Raw genomic sequence first — 16,984 nt, 5'->3', positions numbered from 1 at the left:
TTATTCAAATAAGTCTTGATAAAGTGCTTCTGCTTCTTCATATGTTGGAAAAACAGCATCATCAGGTGCTAGTGGATGATACGTTTCAAGTAAAAAGAGGGCAAGCTCTTCTTCGTTGTATGGATGTGAAACAATTTCAGCTTCTTTAATTTGTGCTACGTTTGCAGCATGTGGATTTCGATAAATCACATATACTTGATCACCTGGTTTATAGTCTGAGAAAGGCAATCTGGTCACCTCCATTTTTTAATAATAGGGTGCCCTTCTCACTGCCCAATATGACTCAATATGATAAAATTCGACAAAAAAACCAGACAGTTTCACCTGTCTGGTTTTCATTCACTTAGTTCTGTTGAAATGTTTTCTTGACGAAATCAACCACTTCTTCTGTTGTGCTAAGTGATAAAATATGCTCTTTAAATGATGCAGCTTCTTCCTTAGATAGCTTGCTTAGCTGTGTTCTAGCTGGAAGAATGGATGTTGCACTCATTGAGAATTCATCTAATCCTAATCCAAGTAGAAGCGGGATTGCGATTTCATCTCCTGCCATCTCACCGCACATGCCGACCCATTTACCCTCTTTATGCGCTGCTTCAATCACAAGCGTAATGAGACGTAAAATCGCTGGGTTGTAAGGCTGGTAAAGATAAGACACTCGTTCGTTCATTCGATCAGCAGCCATTGTGTATTGAATCAAATCATTCGTTCCAATACTGAAGAAATCTACTTCTTTTGCAAATTGGTCTGCGATGACAGCCGTTGATGGAATTTCTACCATCATTCCGATTTCAATGGAATCAGAAACGTCTGTACCAGCGGCAACCAATGCTTCTTTTTCTTCAAGTAAAATGGCTTTTGCTTCTCTAAATTCTGATAATGTCGCGATCATAGGGAACATGATTTTCAAGTTTCCATATGTACTTGCACGAAGTAAGGCGCGTAGTTGAGTTCTGAAAATCTCCTGCTCTTCCAGGCAAAGGCGAATAGCTCTATAGCCAAGGAACGGGTTCATTTCTTTTGGAAGCTGCAAGTAAGGAAGTTCTTTATCGCCACCAATATCTAGTGTGCGAACAACCACTGCTTTCCCTTCCATCTTCTCTAGAACGGTTTTATACGCATCGAACTGCTCTTCTTCTGTAGGAAGCTGGTCTCTGCCCATGTATAAAAATTCAGTACGGTACAATCCGACTGCTTCGCCGCCATTTTCAAGTACACCTTTTACATCTTCAGGTGTTCCGATATTTGCAGCAAGCTCTACGTGAACGCCGTCTTTTGTAACCGTTGGCTGGTCAACAAGTTTCGCCCATTCCGCTTTTTGAGCTAAGTAGTCTTCATGCTTTTTTTGATACGCTTTCACTTCATCTTCAGAAGGCTGAATGATGACGTCTCCAGTAATACCATCCACAATGATTAGATCATCGTTTTTCACCGTTTTTGTTGCTTCTTTTGTCCCAACAACTGCTGGAATCTCCATAGATCTTGCCATGATCGCTGAGTGAGAAGTACGACCGCCGATATCTGTCGCAAAGCCTTTAACAAATTGTCTGTTCAGCTGAGCAGTATCAGAAGGTGTTAAATCTTCAGCTATAATGATGACTTCTTCAGAAATCATGCTTGGATTTGGAATGTCAACGCCTAGCAAATGTCCAATAACACGTTTTGTGACGTCGCGAATATCCGCTGCACGTTCCTTCATGTATTCGTTGTCCATTGCTTCGAACATTGTGACAAACATCGTCGCTGTTTCTTTTAAAGCAAATTCAGCATTTACTTTGTCAGCACTAATTTTATCCTTTACTGGGTTAAGCAGTTCAGGATCACTTAACACAAGAAGGTGGGCAGAAAAGATATCTGCTTTGTCTTGGCCAAGTTCTTTTAGCGCATGTTCTTTAATTGCTTCAAGTTCTTGTTTAGAAACATGAATTGCTTCTTCAAAACGCTTCACTTCTGTCTCTGGATCGTTGATGTCTTTTTGGTGAACTGTTAAATCTGGTTCTTCCAGACGATATGCTTTTGCAATTGCAACGCCTGCTGAAGCACCGATTCCTTTCAGTTGTTGCATTACTCGCCTAGGCCTTCACTTTTCATTGTGTCTTTAAGCGCAGCAAGTGCATCATTTTCATCAGAACCAGAAGCAGAGATTGTGATTGTAGCACCTTTCGCAATTCCTAGAGACATTACACCCATAATAGATTTCAGGTTCACTGTTTTACCATTATATTCTAAGTTGATATCAGCATCATATTTACTAGCAGTTTGTACAAGAACTGTTGCAGGACGTGCGTGAATTCCAGAATCTGCAGTTACTTTGAATGTTTGTTGAGCCATTTTTATCAATCTCCTTTTTATACAATTAATACATCCACAATATTATATCATACTGCCGAGCTTGTCATCTAACAAGAACGGCAGTTATGAAAATTATTTTGAAATTTTCATGATGTTTTCTTGTCCAGCTTTGATTTCACCGGATTCTTGAAGGTCAATAAATTGTCCTTCACTTAAGTTGGTAAATACAATTGGTGTCATCAAAGATGGTACTTCAGACTTAATTTTATCAATATCAACCTCTAAAAGTTTTTGACCGATTTCTACTTGATCTCCCTCTTGTACAAATGCTTCAAATCCTTCTCCTTTGAGGCCGACCGTATCAATTCCGAAGTGGATTAAAATTTCAAGTCCACCGTCAGATTGCAGGCCAATGGCGTGTTTCGTCGGGAACACATTTAAGATCTTCCCTCTTACCGGTGAAACAACCGTTCCATCTGTTGGCAAGATAGCGAAACCGTCACCCATCATTTTCCCTGAGAATACTTGATCTGGTACATCTGTAATTGGATGAAGCTCCCCTGTAATTGGTGAAGCAAAAATTTCTTCACCTTGTTCATTTTGAAGCGGCTTTGCAATGACTTCTTCGACCTGCTGGCTGACTTCTTCTTTTGCAGAAGGGTCTTTCGCTGGACGAGGCGTGCGGCCTGCAATAATATCCTGCATTTGTGTTTTTAAATTATCAGAACGCGGGCCGAAAATTGCCTGGATGTTGTTCCCTACTTCGAGAACACCAGAAGCGCCAAGCTTTTTCAAGCGGTCTTTGTCCACTTTCTTCTGATCATTGACAGTAACACGTAAACGCGTGATACAAGCATCAAGGTGCTTAATGTTTTCTTGATCACCCATTGCTTCAAGGATTTCATAAGGCAAGTCATTCCCTTTTTCAGACTTCGCCTCACTTGCTCCGTCTGCTGCTTCATCCTCGCGGCCTGGCGTTTTCAGATTAAATTTGCGAATGGCGAATCTAAATCCGAAGTAGTAAATGACAGCAAGTACGAGACCTACTGGAATGACAAGCCACCAAGCGGTTCTATTCGGCAGGATACCAAATAGGAAGAAGTCGATTAACCCTCCTGAGAAGGTCATCCCGATTTTCACGTTTAGAATATCCATTATCATAAAGGATAATCCAGCAAATACACAGTGAATCGCAAATAATATCGGTGCTACAAACAAGAATGAGAATTCAAGCGGTTCAGTGATCCCTGTTAGGAAAGAAGTAAGGGCCGCTGATCCCATAATTCCTGCTACAAGCTTTTTATTCTTTGGTTTTGCTTCATGGTAAATCGCAAGAGCTGCTGCTGGAAGACCGAACATCATGAACGGATATTTCCCTGTCATGAATGTACCAGCTGTCAGCTGAACACCATCTTTGATTTGCGCCATGAAAATACGCTGGTCACCACGGATAATATCTCCTGATAAGCTCTTATAGCTAAAAAATTCATACCAGAATGGTGCGTAGAATATGTGGTGCAGACCAAACGGAATTAATGAGCGTTCAATGACTCCGAATACAAAGGCAGCCAGCGGCTCATTTGCTGCAAGCAGTCCTGTTGAAAATGAGTTCAATGCACCTTGGATTGGCGGCCAAATGACTAGCATCAAAAGCCCTAAAATAAGTGCTGAAATAGAAGTGACGATTGGAACAAAACGCTTACCTGCAAAGAAGCCAAGGTATTGCGGAAGCTCAATCTTGTAAAATTTATTAAACATATAAGCGGCTAATACCCCGACGATAATCCCGCCAAAAACGCCGGTAGACAAGGTCGGTATACCGAGCATATTCACATATGCTGGATGGCTTTCCTTAAAGAACTTAGCCAATTTGATTGAATCGGATGGAATAGATCCGTTAGCCATTAATACGGCACTCATCGTTACGTTCATGACAAGGTAACCGATGATAGCGGCAATCCCTGCCACTCCGTCTCCATTTGCAAGACCGATGGCAACCCCTACAGCAAATAATAGCGGAAGATTCGAGAAGACGATGTTCCCCGCATTCTCCATGACACTTGCAACAAGCTGAATTGTATCATTGCTTAAAAATTGAGCTACATCAATCAGCTGCGGATTTTGCATCGCATTCCCAAGTGCTAGTAAAATACCGGCAGCAGGAAGGATCGCAACTGGAAGCATAAGAGCTCGTCCAATTTTTTGCAACACACCAAAAAGTGATTTAAACACTGGTTGAACCTCCTTTTGTTTTCGCTTACAACATACATTTGGGCTGCTCCCTGACGTACATTTCATAATTAACCGTTTACATTTCACTTTCAAATGCAAAAAAGGCATGGTGATATAAGGTTGCGCAAATAACAGGATCTTATCCTGTATTTACCTTAAGTCACTCATGCCTGATCGAATCAGTTACACGTTTCAAGGAAACTATGAAATTTTATTTGTCAATCTGTACAGATGAAGTGTCAAGTAGACAGCCTCAGCATCCTGTACAGGCTTTTTCAATGCATGCTGCAAAATTTTGATCATTTTCCAAGCAGTATTGTAGCATAAAGGATATTCATTTTTCAATAGATGAAGCAATTTTTCTGGCTCCTCTAAAGATTCTCCCCGTTTAATACGCTCAATTGAAAACGTAATATGGCGTAATAAGCGTAAATAATGAATACTTTCTCTGTCTACTTTCATATGAAATGAATCTTCTATAACTTGGACCATTTGTGTAATCAGTTGCGAATGACGGTTGACCTCAGATAAAGGCCTATTCGTCAAAGCTGAATGGATATGAAGCGCTATAAAGCCGATTTCTCCTTCTGGCAGCTTCGTTTTGACATCTGGCCGCTCGTTAATCAGTTCAACGACTTCCTTTGCGACCTCGTATTCTTTCGGGTATAGCGATTGCGTCTCAAGCATAAATGGGTTCGTGATATCATAGCCTTGCTGCACCCGCTTAAAACTAAACGCAATATGGTCGGTCAGTGCAACATGAATATGCTCATTCAAGCGTTGTCCCATTTTTTCTCGTATATGATAAATGACGTCATTGGCAAGCTCGATCATGTTCTCATCAATATGATGAAGCAGTTGTTTATATTCTGTTTGTTCTTTCGTGTTTTTTAACACAAACATTTTTTCAAACACGTCTTGATCGAAAACATCCCCCGATTTTTTACCGAAGCCAATCCCTTTCCCAATCAGAACTACTTCGCCCAAAGAAGGGTGCCTTGCGATGATGACATTATTATTTAACGCTTTATCAACGGTGAAGGATTCCATGAACATCCCCACCTCCTTCTTTTTCAATCCCTCTTATCGTACAAAACAGATGAAACGTGCGTCAACGATTGTTTTTCAAAACGGTAGTTGTTCGCTCAATCAGACGAAATGGCAGCATTCTTTTTTCTGATTTCTCTCCCTTTAATGCCCGGTCAAACAAGTCAAACGCTTCCTGCCCCATTTGTTTGAGGGGAATATGAATGCTGGAAATCCCTAGCGCCTCACTCAATTGGTTATTTTGAAAGCTAAGTATGGCTGGTGATTCGCCTACTTTTATGTCATGACGCTGCGCCTCTAATAAAAAGCCTGCAGAAACTTCGTCATTTGTAATGAATAAAGCTGTAGGACGATTTTTCATTTTCTGCCATTCTGCAAATAAGTGCTTCCCATCAAGCAGGGATAACTTCCCTTCGATGATCCATTCCTCATCAATGGTCTGCCCGAGCGATTGCATCATGTCTTGATAGGCCTGAAGGCGCGACTCGCTATTTGCTCCTTCTGTTCTGGCGAGAACGATCGCAATTCGTTGATGTCCGCATGCCGCCAAATGATGCAGGCCCTCCTTAAATGCATGATCATGCGCAATTGACACGGTTGAGCACTTATCGTGCGGCGCAGGATGACAAAATATAATCGGTCCTGATTCCTGCCACTTTAAAATATGCCTATCACTTAACGCATTTGAACAAAATATTAAACCATCCACACGGCGCTCTTTTAAACTCATTAACGCTTCTTTTTCTTTTAATGGATCATATCCTGTTTGAAATAAAGCAAAATGCATGCCGCGCGCCTGTGCTTTTTCTGCAATACCTGTGACGAGTGCGCTGAAATAAGAGTGTTCAATGTTTGGAAGGACGATGCCAAGCATATTCGAATAGCCCTTCGCTAAATGGACCGCCTGGATGTTTCTCGTATACTTGAGCTCTTCCATCGCTTGTAGAACACGTTCCCTTTTTTCTTCTTTAACATAAGGATGCTCATTCAACACACGTGATACGGTTGTCACAGATACGCCCGCTCTTTTCGCAATCTCCCTTATGTTTGCCATTTTTTCTCCTACTTTCTCTTGATATGGTAAGCGTTTCATACTTTAAGATGTATGTGAGCTGAACAAATCACTGGATGGAAAGGGGAATTCAAGATGGGTTTCATCATATGGATTATATTATGTATGACTGTTTTGTTTTCTGCTCGTTTTGCATTACATCCTTTAGGAAAAGAACATAAAATCAAACCGTTTGAATCAATTGATGATTTTTTTGTTGATAAGGATCGAGAAGAGTGATAAAAAATCACGATGACGCTTCCAAGACCTGGACGTTCATCGTGATTTTTTTCATTACTTAATGATTGTCAGCTCTTTCGGATAATTGGTTAAAGTGACTGGACCATCTGCCGTAATGAGAACATCATCTTCAATTCTTACGCCGCCGACTCCCGGGACATAAATTCCTGGTTCAATCGTATACACCATACCTTCTTGCAGAAGGTCGTCATTTGCCTGACTCATTGAAGGAAACTCATGAACAGAAACCCCCAACCCATGTCCGAGGCGATGCGGGAAATATTCACCATATCCCGCTTCTGTGATGAGCCCGCGGCTTTTAAGTCAAGATCACCGATTCTAACGCCGGGCTTACTCATTTCAAGTGCTGCCATTTCTGCATTTAAGACGGTTTGATAAATGTCCTTTTGTTTTTCAGAAGCTTCCTGATAGATGAATGTTCTTGTGATGTCTGAGCAATATCCATCGACAATGACACCAAGGTCAAATAACACAAAATCGCCTTTTTTTAAGGCTGCCTGCCCAGGATTTCCATGAGGCTCGCCTGATTTTTCACCAAAGAGAACCATGGTTGAAAAGGACATGCCTTGAATGCCTTTTTTCTTTAGTTCATATTCAATGACAGCGAGAACTTCTGTTTCCGTGATTCCTTCTTTTAAGGCGTTAACTCCAATTTTTACACCTTCATCTGCTAATTGAGCCGCTTTTTTGAGTGTAGCAATTTCAGATTCATCTTTAATCAGTCTGAGCTGATTGAGCTCATCTTCAGCCCGGACGAACATTTCTGCCCCGGTGACAGCTTGGAGCTGCTCTGCTCTTTGAAGCGGTATCGATTCTTTTTCAATCGCAAGACGCGCGGCATGAACACCTCGTTTTTCTATCGCTGATTGAATGAAATCAAATGGATTCTCATGATCTTCATATCCAATGATATCGCCGGACCATCCTGCATTTTTTGCCTGCTCGACTTCCATTTTAGGCAAAATAAAAAATGGTTCTGCCTCTTGAAACACAAACAGCCCCATCACTCTTTCATGCGGCTCTGTGAAGTATCCAGATAGATAAAACACATTTTCCTTTGTATGTATAAATGCACCTTGAATGTCTTCTTTCTTAAGCCAAGAAGACAAGCTCTTCATTCGGTTCATCATGATCCTCCTCACACGTTTTACTACTGGTCTATTGTATCAGTTTTTGCTGTATTTCGCACAAAAGCGCACTGGCATATATCCAGTGCGCCTTGATGATTAATTAAGATGCACGAAGTAGACGCAGACCATTTAAAATGACCAAAATCGTACTTCCTTCATGCCCGATGACGCCAAAAGGCAAATCAAGCACTTGTAAGAAATTCGCACAAATTAACAGACAGATCACCGTTAATGAGAAAACAATGTTTTGCTTAATGATTCGATTCATTTTTCTTGAAAGACGGATCATCTTTGTTAGGTTATTTAAATTGTTCTTCATTAAGATGAGATCCGCTGTTTCTAAAGCAACGTCTGTGCCTCCGCCCATCGCAACCCCAACATCTGCTGTAGCGAGTGCTGGCGCATCATTGATTCCGTCTCCTACCATGATGATTGAATTACCTTGTTTTTTTAATTGATTGACCTCATGTACCTTTTCATCTGGAAGACATTCAGCCACGACAGTTTGGATACCAGCTTCCTGCGCAATAGCTTCAGCCGTTTTTTGCTGATCTCCTGTCAGCATGACGGTTTGGATGCCTAAATCATTTAGTTCTTGAATCATTTTTTTAGCTTCAGGTCTGATTTGATCCTTAAGGCCAAGACAGCCAACAACTTCTTCACCCTTTTGAACGTAGACCACTGTGTATCCTTGCGCCGAAAGGTCATCACCTGTCTCTTCCATCTCGCGGTTGATTGACGCCTTACCAGCGAAGTCTTTCTTCCCAATCCGCCACGTTTCCCCATTTAATTGTGCTTTCACACCAAATCCAGAGGTTTCTTCAATGGTGACATGGACTGATTTATCTGTTTGGTGCTCCTTTGCCATATCAGAAATTGCTTTCGCTAATGGATGGTTTGATTGACTCTCAATTTGATAGAGCGCCTGATAAAAAGCAGATTCATCCTGTCCTTTAGCGATGACGACTTGCTCTACGGCTGGCTTCCCGTTTGTAATCGTCCCCGTTTTATCAAAAGCAATCATGCTACTTGTGCCTAGTTTTTCTAAAAAGACACTACCTTTGACAAGCATTCCATTTCTCGCGCCATTTGAGATCAATGACAGTGCTGCTGGCATTATGGATGCGACTAGAGCACAAGGTGAAGCAACGACCATAAACACCATTGCCCGGTAGAAGGTTTCACTCATGCTCCAGCCGAGTACAAAATGAGGCAGAACCATTAAAATTGCGACGGTGATCAGCACACCTTTTACATAGGCACCCTCAAATTTTTCAATAAATGCTTGGCTTGGCGAAACACTTTCTTGAGCAGATTCGACAAGTTTAATAATTTTATGGAAAAGCGTTTCTTCATTATGTTTAGTGACTTCCACTGTTAAGGAACCATTTAAGTTCACTGTTCCTGCAAATACGTCTTCCCCCTGCCCCTTTTCCTGTGGAACAGATTCGCCTGTAAGTGCAGATTCGTCCACACTTGTTCTCCCGCTTAAAATCACACCATCTGCTGCAATGCGTTCCCCAGCTTTGATCATAATACGGTCACCAGGTGTTAATGATGAAGCGGCGATTTGAATGGTCGTACCATCTTCTTCAATTAAAGTTGCTTCATCTGGTGCAATGCTCATTAAAGCTGTTAAATCTTTCTTGCTTTTATTTGACGTATACGTTTCTAGCGCACCACTCAGTGAGAAAATAAAAATTAAAATAGCGCCTTCTGCCCAATAGCCGATCAGAGCTGAGCCTATTGCTGCGAAAATCATTAAAAGTTCCACATTCAAGGTCTTAGACGAAATCGTTTCTTCAATTCCTTCTTTCGCCTTTGCAAAACCACCAATGACAAATGCCAGGATGAAAAGAGGAATGCTCCACATGCTCTCATCTTTTAGAAACCATCCAATTAAAATGAGAATCCCCGATATTCCTGCTGCAATTAATTCTCCGTGCTGTGCCCATTTATGTAAGGACCATTTCGATTCCTTTTGATTTGTCGTTTGGTAAAGTACTGTATTCTCATTCATGATTGTTTTCTCCTCTCTAATTGATAATCGTTTTCACATTATCAATCGTTGCCCGTTTCTTATTCCATCTATATTTTCTGCTGTTTCAAGCTTTTTATTGGTCTGTAACTCATTATAACAGGTTCTGAACAATTTTCAATTAATAATTATTATAATTTCTTTTTGATAATAATTATCATTATTGATATAGACCGTTCCTTCTTCTTCTGAGCACAGTGTATTCAGATGAAAAGCAAATGAACACAAAAAAGAACCAACAGAATTGGTTCTTTCACAGAAAGGATTGGTTCTACGAATTCGTCCACTCTTTAATTTGTTTTTTCGTCAGTGGACCTACATGATTTTTCACCACTTCTCCTTTTTCATTAATCAAAAAGGTCGTTGGAATGGTGATAATTTGATACTTCTTCATCATTTCTCCGTGTTCATCTAGTATGATCGGGAATGTAAACCTTCTGTCTTTCACAAATTGGGCAACAGCATGTTTACTTTGTTCAGCACCTAGTAAATTCACGGTCAATATGTCAACATCACTCTGATTTTCTTTCACAATCTGTTCAAATTCGGGCAGCTCCATTTTGCAGGACGGACACCATGTTGTCCAAAAATGCAAAATGGTCTTTTTCCCTTTTGCGGGAACCATCTGCATTTCACCAGTTAATGTCGGTGCCTCTATTCTTGGCGCCATCACAGGCTCTTTTGCTTCCGCTGCTGCGCTCATTAGAAATAGCAGCATGGTCATCATTAGAAGACTGGCGGGTAGATGTTTACGATTCATCAGGATCTTCCTTCCCAGTTTTCTTATAGCTTGCCCTCTCGATGGCGATGACATTCAAGCTTTTTTCAATGTAAGAAACATTGAAACGCCGAGCTCCTTACAAATCGTCGCATAATGCAGGGCAGTCAAAAGCAGCATGCCTGTGTTCATCCCTAAAATGACCCCCATCATATTCAAGCTTTCCATTGAACCGAGGAAATACACCATAGAAAAAGAAACGACATGCACCCATATATTATGTAGGAACACATCTTTGATGAGCCCCATACCGATTAAACACGCTTGAAACGGCATCACAAACAGGTGGCATAAAAAGTATGGCCAAAGCAGCTGTAAATAGACAGCAGCTTGCGGTGAATCAAAAAAAAGCTGTGTGAGCGGGTAAGCAAAATAATACATGACCATCACTGCCGGCACCCCGTATCCAAACGTTATGAGAATCGCCTGTCTGACCCGTTTTTTCACAAGATCATACTGACCTAAAGCATAGGCTTCAGAGACACTCGGAATCATCACAATCATGATCGAATGAGCGACAAACGCTGGGAAAAAACCGATCGACATCGCGACACCAGCCAGCATGCCGTAATGATCAACAGCAAGTGTTCCAGAGATGCCTGCTGCAACGAGCGCTCCTTTGATTAAAAATGGTTCAACCGCATTAGCGATCGCATGAAAGATGCGCATGCCCGTTGTCGGTATAGAAACGGCTAATAGGCGCTTTCGCACATCAATCCCTCTTAATTCAACAGACCTGACATTCACAGCATTTTTCGCCATGACGTATTGGGAGTATAAATAAATAAAGACGACAAGATCACTCGCAACAATGACACCGATGGCGATGAGTACTGCTGTTTCAATATCAAACGAATACCAATGAAAAAACAAAAATAAGCAGATCAGCTGGATTGTTTTCTTCATCATATTGGCTAGAGCGATTCTGCCCATTTGCTGCTTTCCCATAAAGTAGCCGCGGGCAATGGAGGTAAACGCAATAATCGGGATAAGTGACAGCACTAGGCCCTTCATAAGCGGATGATACGACTGAAACACTGGAATGAAAGGCAGTACAATGGCTGCTATACCTGTTGTTGTACTTGTCACCACAAGCGTCATTTTAAAGGCATGACGAAGCATACTTTTGTGGAGACGCTCATGTGATTCTGCAATGAATTTAGAAATGGAGACTGGCAGCTCTAAGCTAGCGATCACAAGGACAAGCATGATGATTGGAAGGATACTCATATATAAACCCATTCCATGTTCTCCAAGCTCTCTCGCTAAAATCATATTGACTAAAAACTCGATACACTCCGCAATAAAAGCTGCGACAGATAGCAGAATGACCCCTTTTACAAATCGATTCATGTAGCCTCCCCTTGTCTAAAGCAAATTCTTTTCACATTCTATGAGACAAGTCCAAAAAATATTTTAATAATTGAAGACAAAAAAGAGCAATCTCATTGATCGCTCTTTTTCTTTATACGGCAAATACGTGACGTCCGATGCGTTCTACAATTTTGCGGGAACGAATCCAATGATCTGTTGCCGTTTTTGGGTTATAAAAATAGATAGCCTTTGTTGTTCTGTCATGCTCTTTTACTACCTGCTTCACAGCTTTAATGGAATCTTGATCTGCCTTATCATGAATACTTCCATTCGATACTGGCTGGAAAGCATTTCGCTGATAGATCACACCTTTCACGCTGTCAGGAAAAGAACGATGCTCCACCCTGTTTAAGACAACGCTTGCCACCGCTTTTTTCCCTTCGTAAGATTCACCTTTCGCTTCAGCGTGAACCAATCGAGAAAGCAAATCCATTTCTTCATTAGAATACTGTTTACCGCTTGCCTTATTCGTCGTTTCAGATTTTACTTTTTTCTTTTGCTTCGGTTTTGAAGACTTTTCTTCTGTTGACGTACTTAGCATTTTCACTTTTGGCTGACGCTTCTCTTCAGAAAATGCTGGGATGACTTGATCGTGACGTTGATCTATATATGAAAGCTGATGTTTAACAGGTGCTTGTGAAAGTTCGTGACTTAATGTGCCTTGCTGCTCTTGTATATTGTCCATCTTCATTGCTGCAACGAGCATAAGGATGACAAAAAGAGCTGTATGAATTTTAATCATTCGCCTTTTTCCTCCTTTAATTAAAGTAGGCTGTAAGATACTTGTCCACTCTAACAAGACCTCATTCTATTTTCACGCACAAAGATTTACATGCCTGTCCAAATTCCGTCATTAAATGGCATGTCCTAGTTTTGCGCACATAAAATGGAATTGTTAGCGCTTAAAAAGGTCCCTTTTTCACCTATCATCATCCTTATGCTCCTGTTTATGGGTTATTACATTTTCTTTTCATATGTATCAAAGTGGTTTGAAGTGTGACAAAAGAACGAAAATAAAAAAGCTTTCTCTCATCAATGAGAAAAAGCTTTAGCTTCTTGCTTCTGTAAGATATTCAAAAATAACATCTCCACCATGTTTGGCGATTCCGCGAAAATGTTTAAAATCATCTTGATTCACCAATACAGAACGAAACGTTAAAAAGTCATCTTTTTGGATGGTCACCTGTTTTTCCGTCCCATTCCGTAAAGATTCGATGATTGTGAGGATTTGTTCTTCAGTCAAAAAAACCGCTCCTTTTCAGCCATGATCAAATATTAAATATACCATTCGTTAGAAGAGCATACAACGAAAACAAAACAAAAACGTCTTTATCCTTTACATTGGTATGAAAATATTGCAAAATACTTTTTAATAGGGAATGAAATCTGTTTTTAAAGGAGAGGGATCGGTTGAAGATTGCAAAAATTGGAAATGTGATCGAATTTAGAAATGGTTTAACAGGTGTAGTTGAAAAAGTGAATGAAAACTCTGTCATTGTGGATGTCACCATTATGGACAACTATAGAGATTTAGAACTGGATTCACTAACAGTCGTTAATCATAAAAACTATAAAATCATCAAAGACTCCGTACATTAATTTGCAATCCTCAATACAGACGCTCGGTACATACGTATATATAAAGCAAATTTGGCTCGTTTGACAACTTTGCTCTATTTGAACAATCACATATGAAAAAGACTGATACCACTTAAAGAGGGGTCAGTCTTTTTGCGTATGAAAGGTTTGCATTTCCGCCTTCGTCTTGTACATCTCGACTTCCTCAGGGGTGATCACTCCTTTATCAATCAAGAGGGCAATCACTCCAAGCAATGTGGAGGCACTCCATTTATACCGTTCTTTGTTTTGATGTTCAAGCATTTGAAGCTCTTCTCTAAGCTCCATAAGCAGCTGTTCTGCCCGCTCTTCTTTGTTTGCCAAATCCAACGCCTCCATTTACCATTCAATACCCCTATTTTATCTTAAATCAAATGAGATAAGCAAAAAAAGCATGATTCACCTTTACAAACATACGTTCTGTCATGTATAATATATTTACGAGCTGGTAGCCCCCAGCCGTCCTAGCAAGTTCTATTCCCATTCGTATGAGAAGAGTGACATGACTCTTCTCTTTTTTTATGATTAAATCGCTACAATCCCAAAAAAAAAGACATGCATCTGGCATGTCTTTTCCTATTTATTAGCGATTATCAATCGTTTCTGGATACATATCATGGTTCATCATACGATACGATGCCATTTCTTCATACTTTGTCCCAGGTTTCCCATAGTTCGTATACGGATCAATTGAAATACCGCCTCTTGGCGTAAATTTGCCCCAAACTTCAATATATCTTGGGTCCATCAATTCGATTAAGTCGTTCATAATAATGTTCATACAATCCTCATGGAAGTCACCGTGGTTACGGAAGCTGAACAAATATAATTTTAGGGATTTACTTTCGACCATGATTTCATTTGGGATGTAGCTGATATAAACTGTTGCAAAATCCGGTTGTCCTGTTTGCGGACATAGTGATGTAAATTCTGGGCAGTTGAATTTTACAAAGTAATCTCTATTTGTATGTTTATTTGGGAACGTTTCAAGCACTTGTGGTGCGTAATCAAACAAATAATTGGTTCCTTGGTTTCCTAGTAACGTGACACCTTCTAATTCTTCCGGTTTTCTTGTCGTCATGACATCTCTTCCTTTCTATACGCCTCGTTTATTTCCCCACAATAACGTGTGCAGCTGCGGCAGCACTCTTACGCGGTTTAAGTCTGGATCTTGTGCGACTTGATCTACAAGCGCTTCATATTTCTTTAATAAATGCGTCAATAAGTACGCATCATCACCTGTCGTCGTGTCGTCATTTCCTACCTGCAAATAAAAAGGAAGCTCAGGGTATTTCGCATGAACATCCTTCGCATACGCTAGATCACGATCATCAAAGATCACGACCTTCAGGCTTGCATGCTGCAATCTATTTCCGTTTTTCAGCTCATCTATGATACGTGTTAGTTTCGTAAAATCTGTTTTCATATTCGAGCTTGGCGGCTTAGGGGAAATGGTTAAATCATCAATTTTCAAAAACCATTCCTGATACATCGTCCCTTGTGTTTCAAGCGCTGTATCAATCCCCTCTTCATGCAGTAAATCAATGAGGGATTCCATTTGTTTTAAAAGCGCCGGGTTTCCTCCTGAAATGGTGACATGAGAAAAAGCCTGTCCGCCTATTCTTTTTAATTCTTTGACAATGTCTTCTGCCTCAAGCCACCGAATATCATGCTTCGCTGAGCCGTCCCATGTAAAGGAGGAATCACACCAGCTGCAAGAGTAGTCACAGCCAGCCGTTCTGACAAACATCGTTTTTTGTCCAATCACCATTCCTTCTCCTTGAATGGTTGGACCAAAGATTTCTAATACAGGAATCGCTTTAGCCATTGATCTCAACTCGTTTCGGACGGTAAATGCAGTAGCTTGTTGGTGTTTCTCTGACAAAGACTTGAACACATGTTGGCTTGTTCGCTAAAGTCGATAAATACGCTGCGACTTTGTCATATACGGTCTTTGCCACCACCTCAGTGGTTGGCATCGCGTATCGATCGTTTGATGAGAAATCCTCGTGATCATTGAGCAGCGTGTGATCGTACTGCCCATGAATGAGCTTCTTCAATGTACTAAAATTGACAAGGAAACCCGATTCATCTAGGTCGTCGCCCGCAATTGTGATGTTGATGGTGTACGTATGACCATGAACACGGCTGCATGCGCCCGCATCTTCTCGTGGGATGAAATGGGCAGCCGATACATGCATGTCTTTATTCAATTCAAATGAAAATGGATGATCGGTTTGTGGATAGATTTGAGAAAGCATTTATTTTGCCTCCTTCATTTCCATATAAGTGTCATAGCCGTTTTTCCGCAGCTTACACGCAGGACATTCTCCGCAGCCATCAGAGATGATGCCGTTATAGCAAGTGAGCGTTTCATTTTTCACAAATTCCAGTGCATTGAGCTCATCTGCCAGCTTCCATGTTTCTGCTTTATTCAGCCACATCAGTGGTGTATGAATCACAAATGGTTTTTCCATTGCTAAATTCACTGTGACGTTGCATGATTTCACAAACTCGTCACGGCAATCTGGATAGCCGCTAAAGTCTGTCTCACAAACACCAGTGATGATATGTCTTGCTCCAATTTGATACGCCAGAATAGAGGCAAAGGATAAGAACACTAAGTTTCTTCCTGGCACAAATGTAGAAGGAAGCTCTCCTTCTTTTTCCTCAATGTCAATGTCATCTCTTGTTAAAGCATTAGGTGCCAACTGATTTAAAAGTGACATATCTAATAAATGATTCTTCACACCTAACTTGTCAGCGATTCTTTTGGCGACATCAATTTCTTCTTGATGACGTTGATTATAATGAAAGGTCACTGTTTCTACCTCTTCAAATTGTTGAAGTGCCCATAATAAACATGTCGTACTGTCCTGTCCCCCGCTAAAGACAACGACTGCTTTTTCATTTTTCATTTTCTGTTCTCCTCCTTTTGCAGATGCGTACAACCGTACAACACTGCATCTGAAAGGCTCCTGAAAACCCCTATTTTTCTCAAAAGAAAAGACACCTTTACATGTGTATGAGGTGTCCCAGCCATAAAAAATAAAAAATGCCACATCCAAGGATACGGCAAGTCCTTAGTTTTTTATAGAGGGTTTTGCTAGAACCTCTCCCGTCTTCACGGATTTTTGTTCAATTTTCACAGAGGATAGTGTACCACA

Annotated in this window: 18 protein-coding genes, 1 pseudogene and 1 riboswitch; of the genes and pseudogenes, 2 read left to right on the top strand and 17 right to left on the bottom strand. The window is 40.7% G+C overall.

What is annotated here, in order from left to right; genetic code table 11:
• The 6 genes from AOQ70_RS14235 to AOQ70_RS14210 all read right to left on the bottom strand — a co-directional run bounded on the left by AOQ70_RS14235 (position 1) and on the right by AOQ70_RS14210 (position 6,622).
• Positions 1 to 243 carry a transcriptional regulator SplA domain-containing protein gene (locus AOQ70_RS14235; RefSeq protein WP_044331928.1) on the bottom strand — a complete coding sequence of 81 codons (243 nt, stop codon included), beginning with the start codon at positions 241 to 243 and terminating at the stop codon, positions 1 to 3.
• Between the two features lie 100 nt (positions 244 to 343).
• The gene (ptsP, locus tag AOQ70_RS14230) at positions 344 to 2,062 is read right to left on the bottom strand and encodes a phosphoenolpyruvate--protein phosphotransferase (RefSeq protein ID WP_039178109.1); all 1,719 of its coding nucleotides are present in this window, start codon (positions 2,060 to 2,062) and stop codon (positions 344 to 346) included.
• Positions 2,062 to 2,328, bottom strand: a complete 267-nt coding sequence (locus tag AOQ70_RS14225) for a phosphocarrier protein HPr (RefSeq protein ID WP_003211078.1) — start codon at positions 2,326 to 2,328, stop codon at positions 2,062 to 2,064. Before AOQ70_RS14225 ends, ptsP begins: the two co-directional genes overlap by 1 nt.
• 93 nt (positions 2,329 to 2,421) lie before the next feature.
• Positions 2,422 to 4,521 carry a glucose-specific PTS transporter subunit IIBC gene (gene ptsG, locus AOQ70_RS14220; protein ID WP_039178107.1) on the bottom strand — a complete coding sequence of 700 codons (2,100 nt, stop codon included), beginning with the start codon at positions 4,519 to 4,521 and terminating at the stop codon, positions 2,422 to 2,424.
• 201 nt (positions 4,522 to 4,722) lie between these two features.
• Positions 4,723 to 5,577, bottom strand: a complete 855-nt coding sequence (gene glcT, locus AOQ70_RS14215; RefSeq protein ID WP_059376943.1) for a glucose PTS transporter transcription antiterminator GlcT — start codon at positions 5,575 to 5,577, stop codon at positions 4,723 to 4,725.
• Between the two features lie 55 nt (positions 5,578 to 5,632).
• Positions 5,633 to 6,622 carry a LacI family DNA-binding transcriptional regulator gene (locus AOQ70_RS14210; RefSeq protein ID WP_039178104.1) on the bottom strand — a complete coding sequence of 330 codons (990 nt, stop codon included), beginning with the start codon at positions 6,620 to 6,622 and terminating at the stop codon, positions 5,633 to 5,635.
• Between the two features lie 93 nt (positions 6,623 to 6,715).
• Here AOQ70_RS14210 and AOQ70_RS19785 point away from each other — a divergent pair, with 93 nt between their 5' ends.
• The gene (locus tag AOQ70_RS19785) at positions 6,716 to 6,859 is read left to right on the top strand and encodes a hypothetical protein (protein ID WP_180272402.1); all 144 of its coding nucleotides are present in this window, start codon (positions 6,716 to 6,718) and stop codon (positions 6,857 to 6,859) included.
• Positions 6,860 to 6,913: 54 nt separating this feature from the next.
• Here AOQ70_RS19785 and AOQ70_RS14205 read toward each other — a convergent pair.
• The 6 genes and pseudogenes from AOQ70_RS14205 to AOQ70_RS14180 all read right to left on the bottom strand — a co-directional run bounded on the left by AOQ70_RS14205 (position 6,914) and on the right by AOQ70_RS14180 (position 13,443).
• Positions 6,914 to 8,007, bottom strand: a pseudogene (locus tag AOQ70_RS14205) (M24 family metallopeptidase).
• Between the two features lie 103 nt (positions 8,008 to 8,110).
• Positions 8,111 to 10,030, bottom strand: coding sequence for a heavy metal translocating P-type ATPase (locus AOQ70_RS14200; protein ID WP_059376941.1), 1,920 nt, complete (start codon positions 10,028 to 10,030; stop codon positions 8,111 to 8,113).
• 289 nt (positions 10,031 to 10,319) lie between these two features.
• Positions 10,320 to 10,808: an endospore biogenesis thiol-disulfide oxidoreductase StoA gene (stoA, locus tag AOQ70_RS14195; protein ID WP_039178098.1), complete on the bottom strand. Its 489-nt coding sequence runs from the start codon at positions 10,806 to 10,808 to the stop codon at positions 10,320 to 10,322.
• A gap of 54 nt (positions 10,809 to 10,862) precedes the next feature.
• A complete protein-coding gene (locus tag AOQ70_RS14190) occupies positions 10,863 to 12,179 on the bottom strand; it encodes a polysaccharide biosynthesis protein (RefSeq protein ID WP_059376937.1) in 1,317 nt (438 codons plus the stop codon).
• Between the two features lie 112 nt (positions 12,180 to 12,291).
• Positions 12,292 to 12,942 (bottom strand): cell wall hydrolase, encoded by a 651-nt coding sequence (locus tag AOQ70_RS14185; RefSeq protein WP_059376935.1) that lies wholly within the window; start codon positions 12,940 to 12,942, stop codon positions 12,292 to 12,294.
• 306 nt (positions 12,943 to 13,248) lie between these two features.
• The gene (locus tag AOQ70_RS14180; protein WP_039178090.1) at positions 13,249 to 13,443 is read right to left on the bottom strand and encodes a hypothetical protein; all 195 of its coding nucleotides are present in this window, start codon (positions 13,441 to 13,443) and stop codon (positions 13,249 to 13,251) included.
• A gap of 167 nt (positions 13,444 to 13,610) precedes the next feature.
• Between AOQ70_RS14180 and AOQ70_RS14175 the strand changes: the two genes are divergently transcribed.
• Complete coding sequence (locus tag AOQ70_RS14175; RefSeq protein WP_003211747.1) at positions 13,611 to 13,799, top strand: YkvS family protein; 189 nt, start codon at positions 13,611 to 13,613, stop codon at positions 13,797 to 13,799.
• Positions 13,800 to 13,922: 123 nt separating this feature from the next.
• Here AOQ70_RS14175 and AOQ70_RS14170 read toward each other — a convergent pair whose 3' ends face one another.
• The 5 genes from AOQ70_RS14170 to queC all read right to left on the bottom strand — a co-directional run bounded on the left by AOQ70_RS14170 (position 13,923) and on the right by queC (position 16,735).
• Positions 13,923 to 14,141: a hypothetical protein gene (locus AOQ70_RS14170; protein WP_039178087.1), complete on the bottom strand. Its 219-nt coding sequence runs from the start codon at positions 14,139 to 14,141 to the stop codon at positions 13,923 to 13,925.
• Between the two features lie 259 nt (positions 14,142 to 14,400).
• On the bottom strand, positions 14,401 to 14,898 hold the full coding sequence (gene queF, locus AOQ70_RS14160; protein ID WP_003211403.1) for a preQ(1) synthase: 498 nt from the start codon (positions 14,896 to 14,898) through the stop codon (positions 14,401 to 14,403).
• Positions 14,899 to 14,913: 15 nt separating this feature from the next.
• A complete protein-coding gene (gene queE, locus AOQ70_RS14155) occupies positions 14,914 to 15,645 on the bottom strand; it encodes a 7-carboxy-7-deazaguanine synthase QueE (RefSeq protein WP_059376931.1) in 732 nt (243 codons plus the stop codon).
• Positions 15,638 to 16,078: a 6-carboxytetrahydropterin synthase QueD gene (gene queD / locus AOQ70_RS14150; RefSeq protein ID WP_059376928.1), complete on the bottom strand. Its 441-nt coding sequence runs from the start codon at positions 16,076 to 16,078 to the stop codon at positions 15,638 to 15,640. The genes queE and queD overlap by 8 nt, the downstream gene beginning before the upstream one ends.
• Positions 16,079 to 16,735, bottom strand: a complete 657-nt coding sequence (gene queC, locus AOQ70_RS14145; RefSeq protein ID WP_059376926.1) for a 7-cyano-7-deazaguanine synthase QueC — start codon at positions 16,733 to 16,735, stop codon at positions 16,079 to 16,081.
• 159 nt (positions 16,736 to 16,894) lie between these two features.
• Positions 16,895 to 16,939, bottom strand: a riboswitch (PreQ1 riboswitch).
• Positions 16,940 to 16,984: the final 45 nt, after the last annotated feature.

This window comes from Bacillus sp. AM 13(2015), from assembly GCF_001518755.1.
GTDB classification, from domain to species: domain Bacteria; phylum Bacillota; class Bacilli; order Bacillales; family Bacillaceae; genus Bacillus; species Bacillus safensis.
Note: the sequence above shows the minus strand (reverse complement) of the source record. Positions and strands in the feature narration are given on the sequence as shown.

Excerpts from the sequence above, each read along its gene's own strand:
- AOQ70_RS14235 (WP_044331928.1), bottom strand. The coding sequence starts at position 243 with ATGGAGGTGACCAGATTGCCTTTCTCAGACTATAAACCAGGTGATCAA.
- ptsP (WP_039178109.1), bottom strand. The coding sequence starts at position 2,062 with ATGCAACAACTGAAAGGAATCGGTGCTTCAGCAGGCGTTGCAATTGCA.
- AOQ70_RS14225 (WP_003211078.1), bottom strand. The coding sequence starts at position 2,328 with ATGGCTCAACAAACATTCAAAGTAACTGCAGATTCTGGAATTCACGCA.
- glcT (WP_059376943.1), bottom strand. The coding sequence starts at position 5,577 with ATGTTCATGGAATCCTTCACCGTTGATAAAGCGTTAAATAATAATGTC.
- AOQ70_RS14210 (WP_039178104.1), bottom strand. The coding sequence starts at position 6,622 with ATGGCAAACATAAGGGAGATTGCGAAAAGAGCGGGCGTATCTGTGACA.
- AOQ70_RS19785 (WP_180272402.1), top strand. The coding sequence starts at position 6,716 with ATGGGTTTCATCATATGGATTATATTATGTATGACTGTTTTGTTTTCT.
- AOQ70_RS14200 (WP_059376941.1), bottom strand. The coding sequence starts at position 10,030 with ATGAATGAGAATACAGTACTTTACCAAACGACAAATCAAAAGGAATCG.
- stoA (WP_039178098.1), bottom strand. The coding sequence starts at position 10,808 with ATGAATCGTAAACATCTACCCGCCAGTCTTCTAATGATGACCATGCTG.
- AOQ70_RS14190 (WP_059376937.1), bottom strand. The coding sequence starts at position 12,179 with ATGAATCGATTTGTAAAAGGGGTCATTCTGCTATCTGTCGCAGCTTTT.
- AOQ70_RS14185 (WP_059376935.1), bottom strand. The coding sequence starts at position 12,942 with ATGATTAAAATTCATACAGCTCTTTTTGTCATCCTTATGCTCGTTGCA.
- queF (WP_003211403.1), bottom strand. The coding sequence starts at position 14,898 with ATGACGACAAGAAAACCGGAAGAATTAGAAGGTGTCACGTTACTAGGA.
- queE (WP_059376931.1), bottom strand. The coding sequence starts at position 15,645 with ATGGCTAAAGCGATTCCTGTATTAGAAATCTTTGGTCCAACCATTCAA.
- queD (WP_059376928.1), bottom strand. The coding sequence starts at position 16,078 with ATGCTTTCTCAAATCTATCCACAAACCGATCATCCATTTTCATTTGAA.
- queC (WP_059376926.1), bottom strand. The coding sequence starts at position 16,735 with ATGAAAAATGAAAAAGCAGTCGTTGTCTTTAGCGGGGGACAGGACAGT.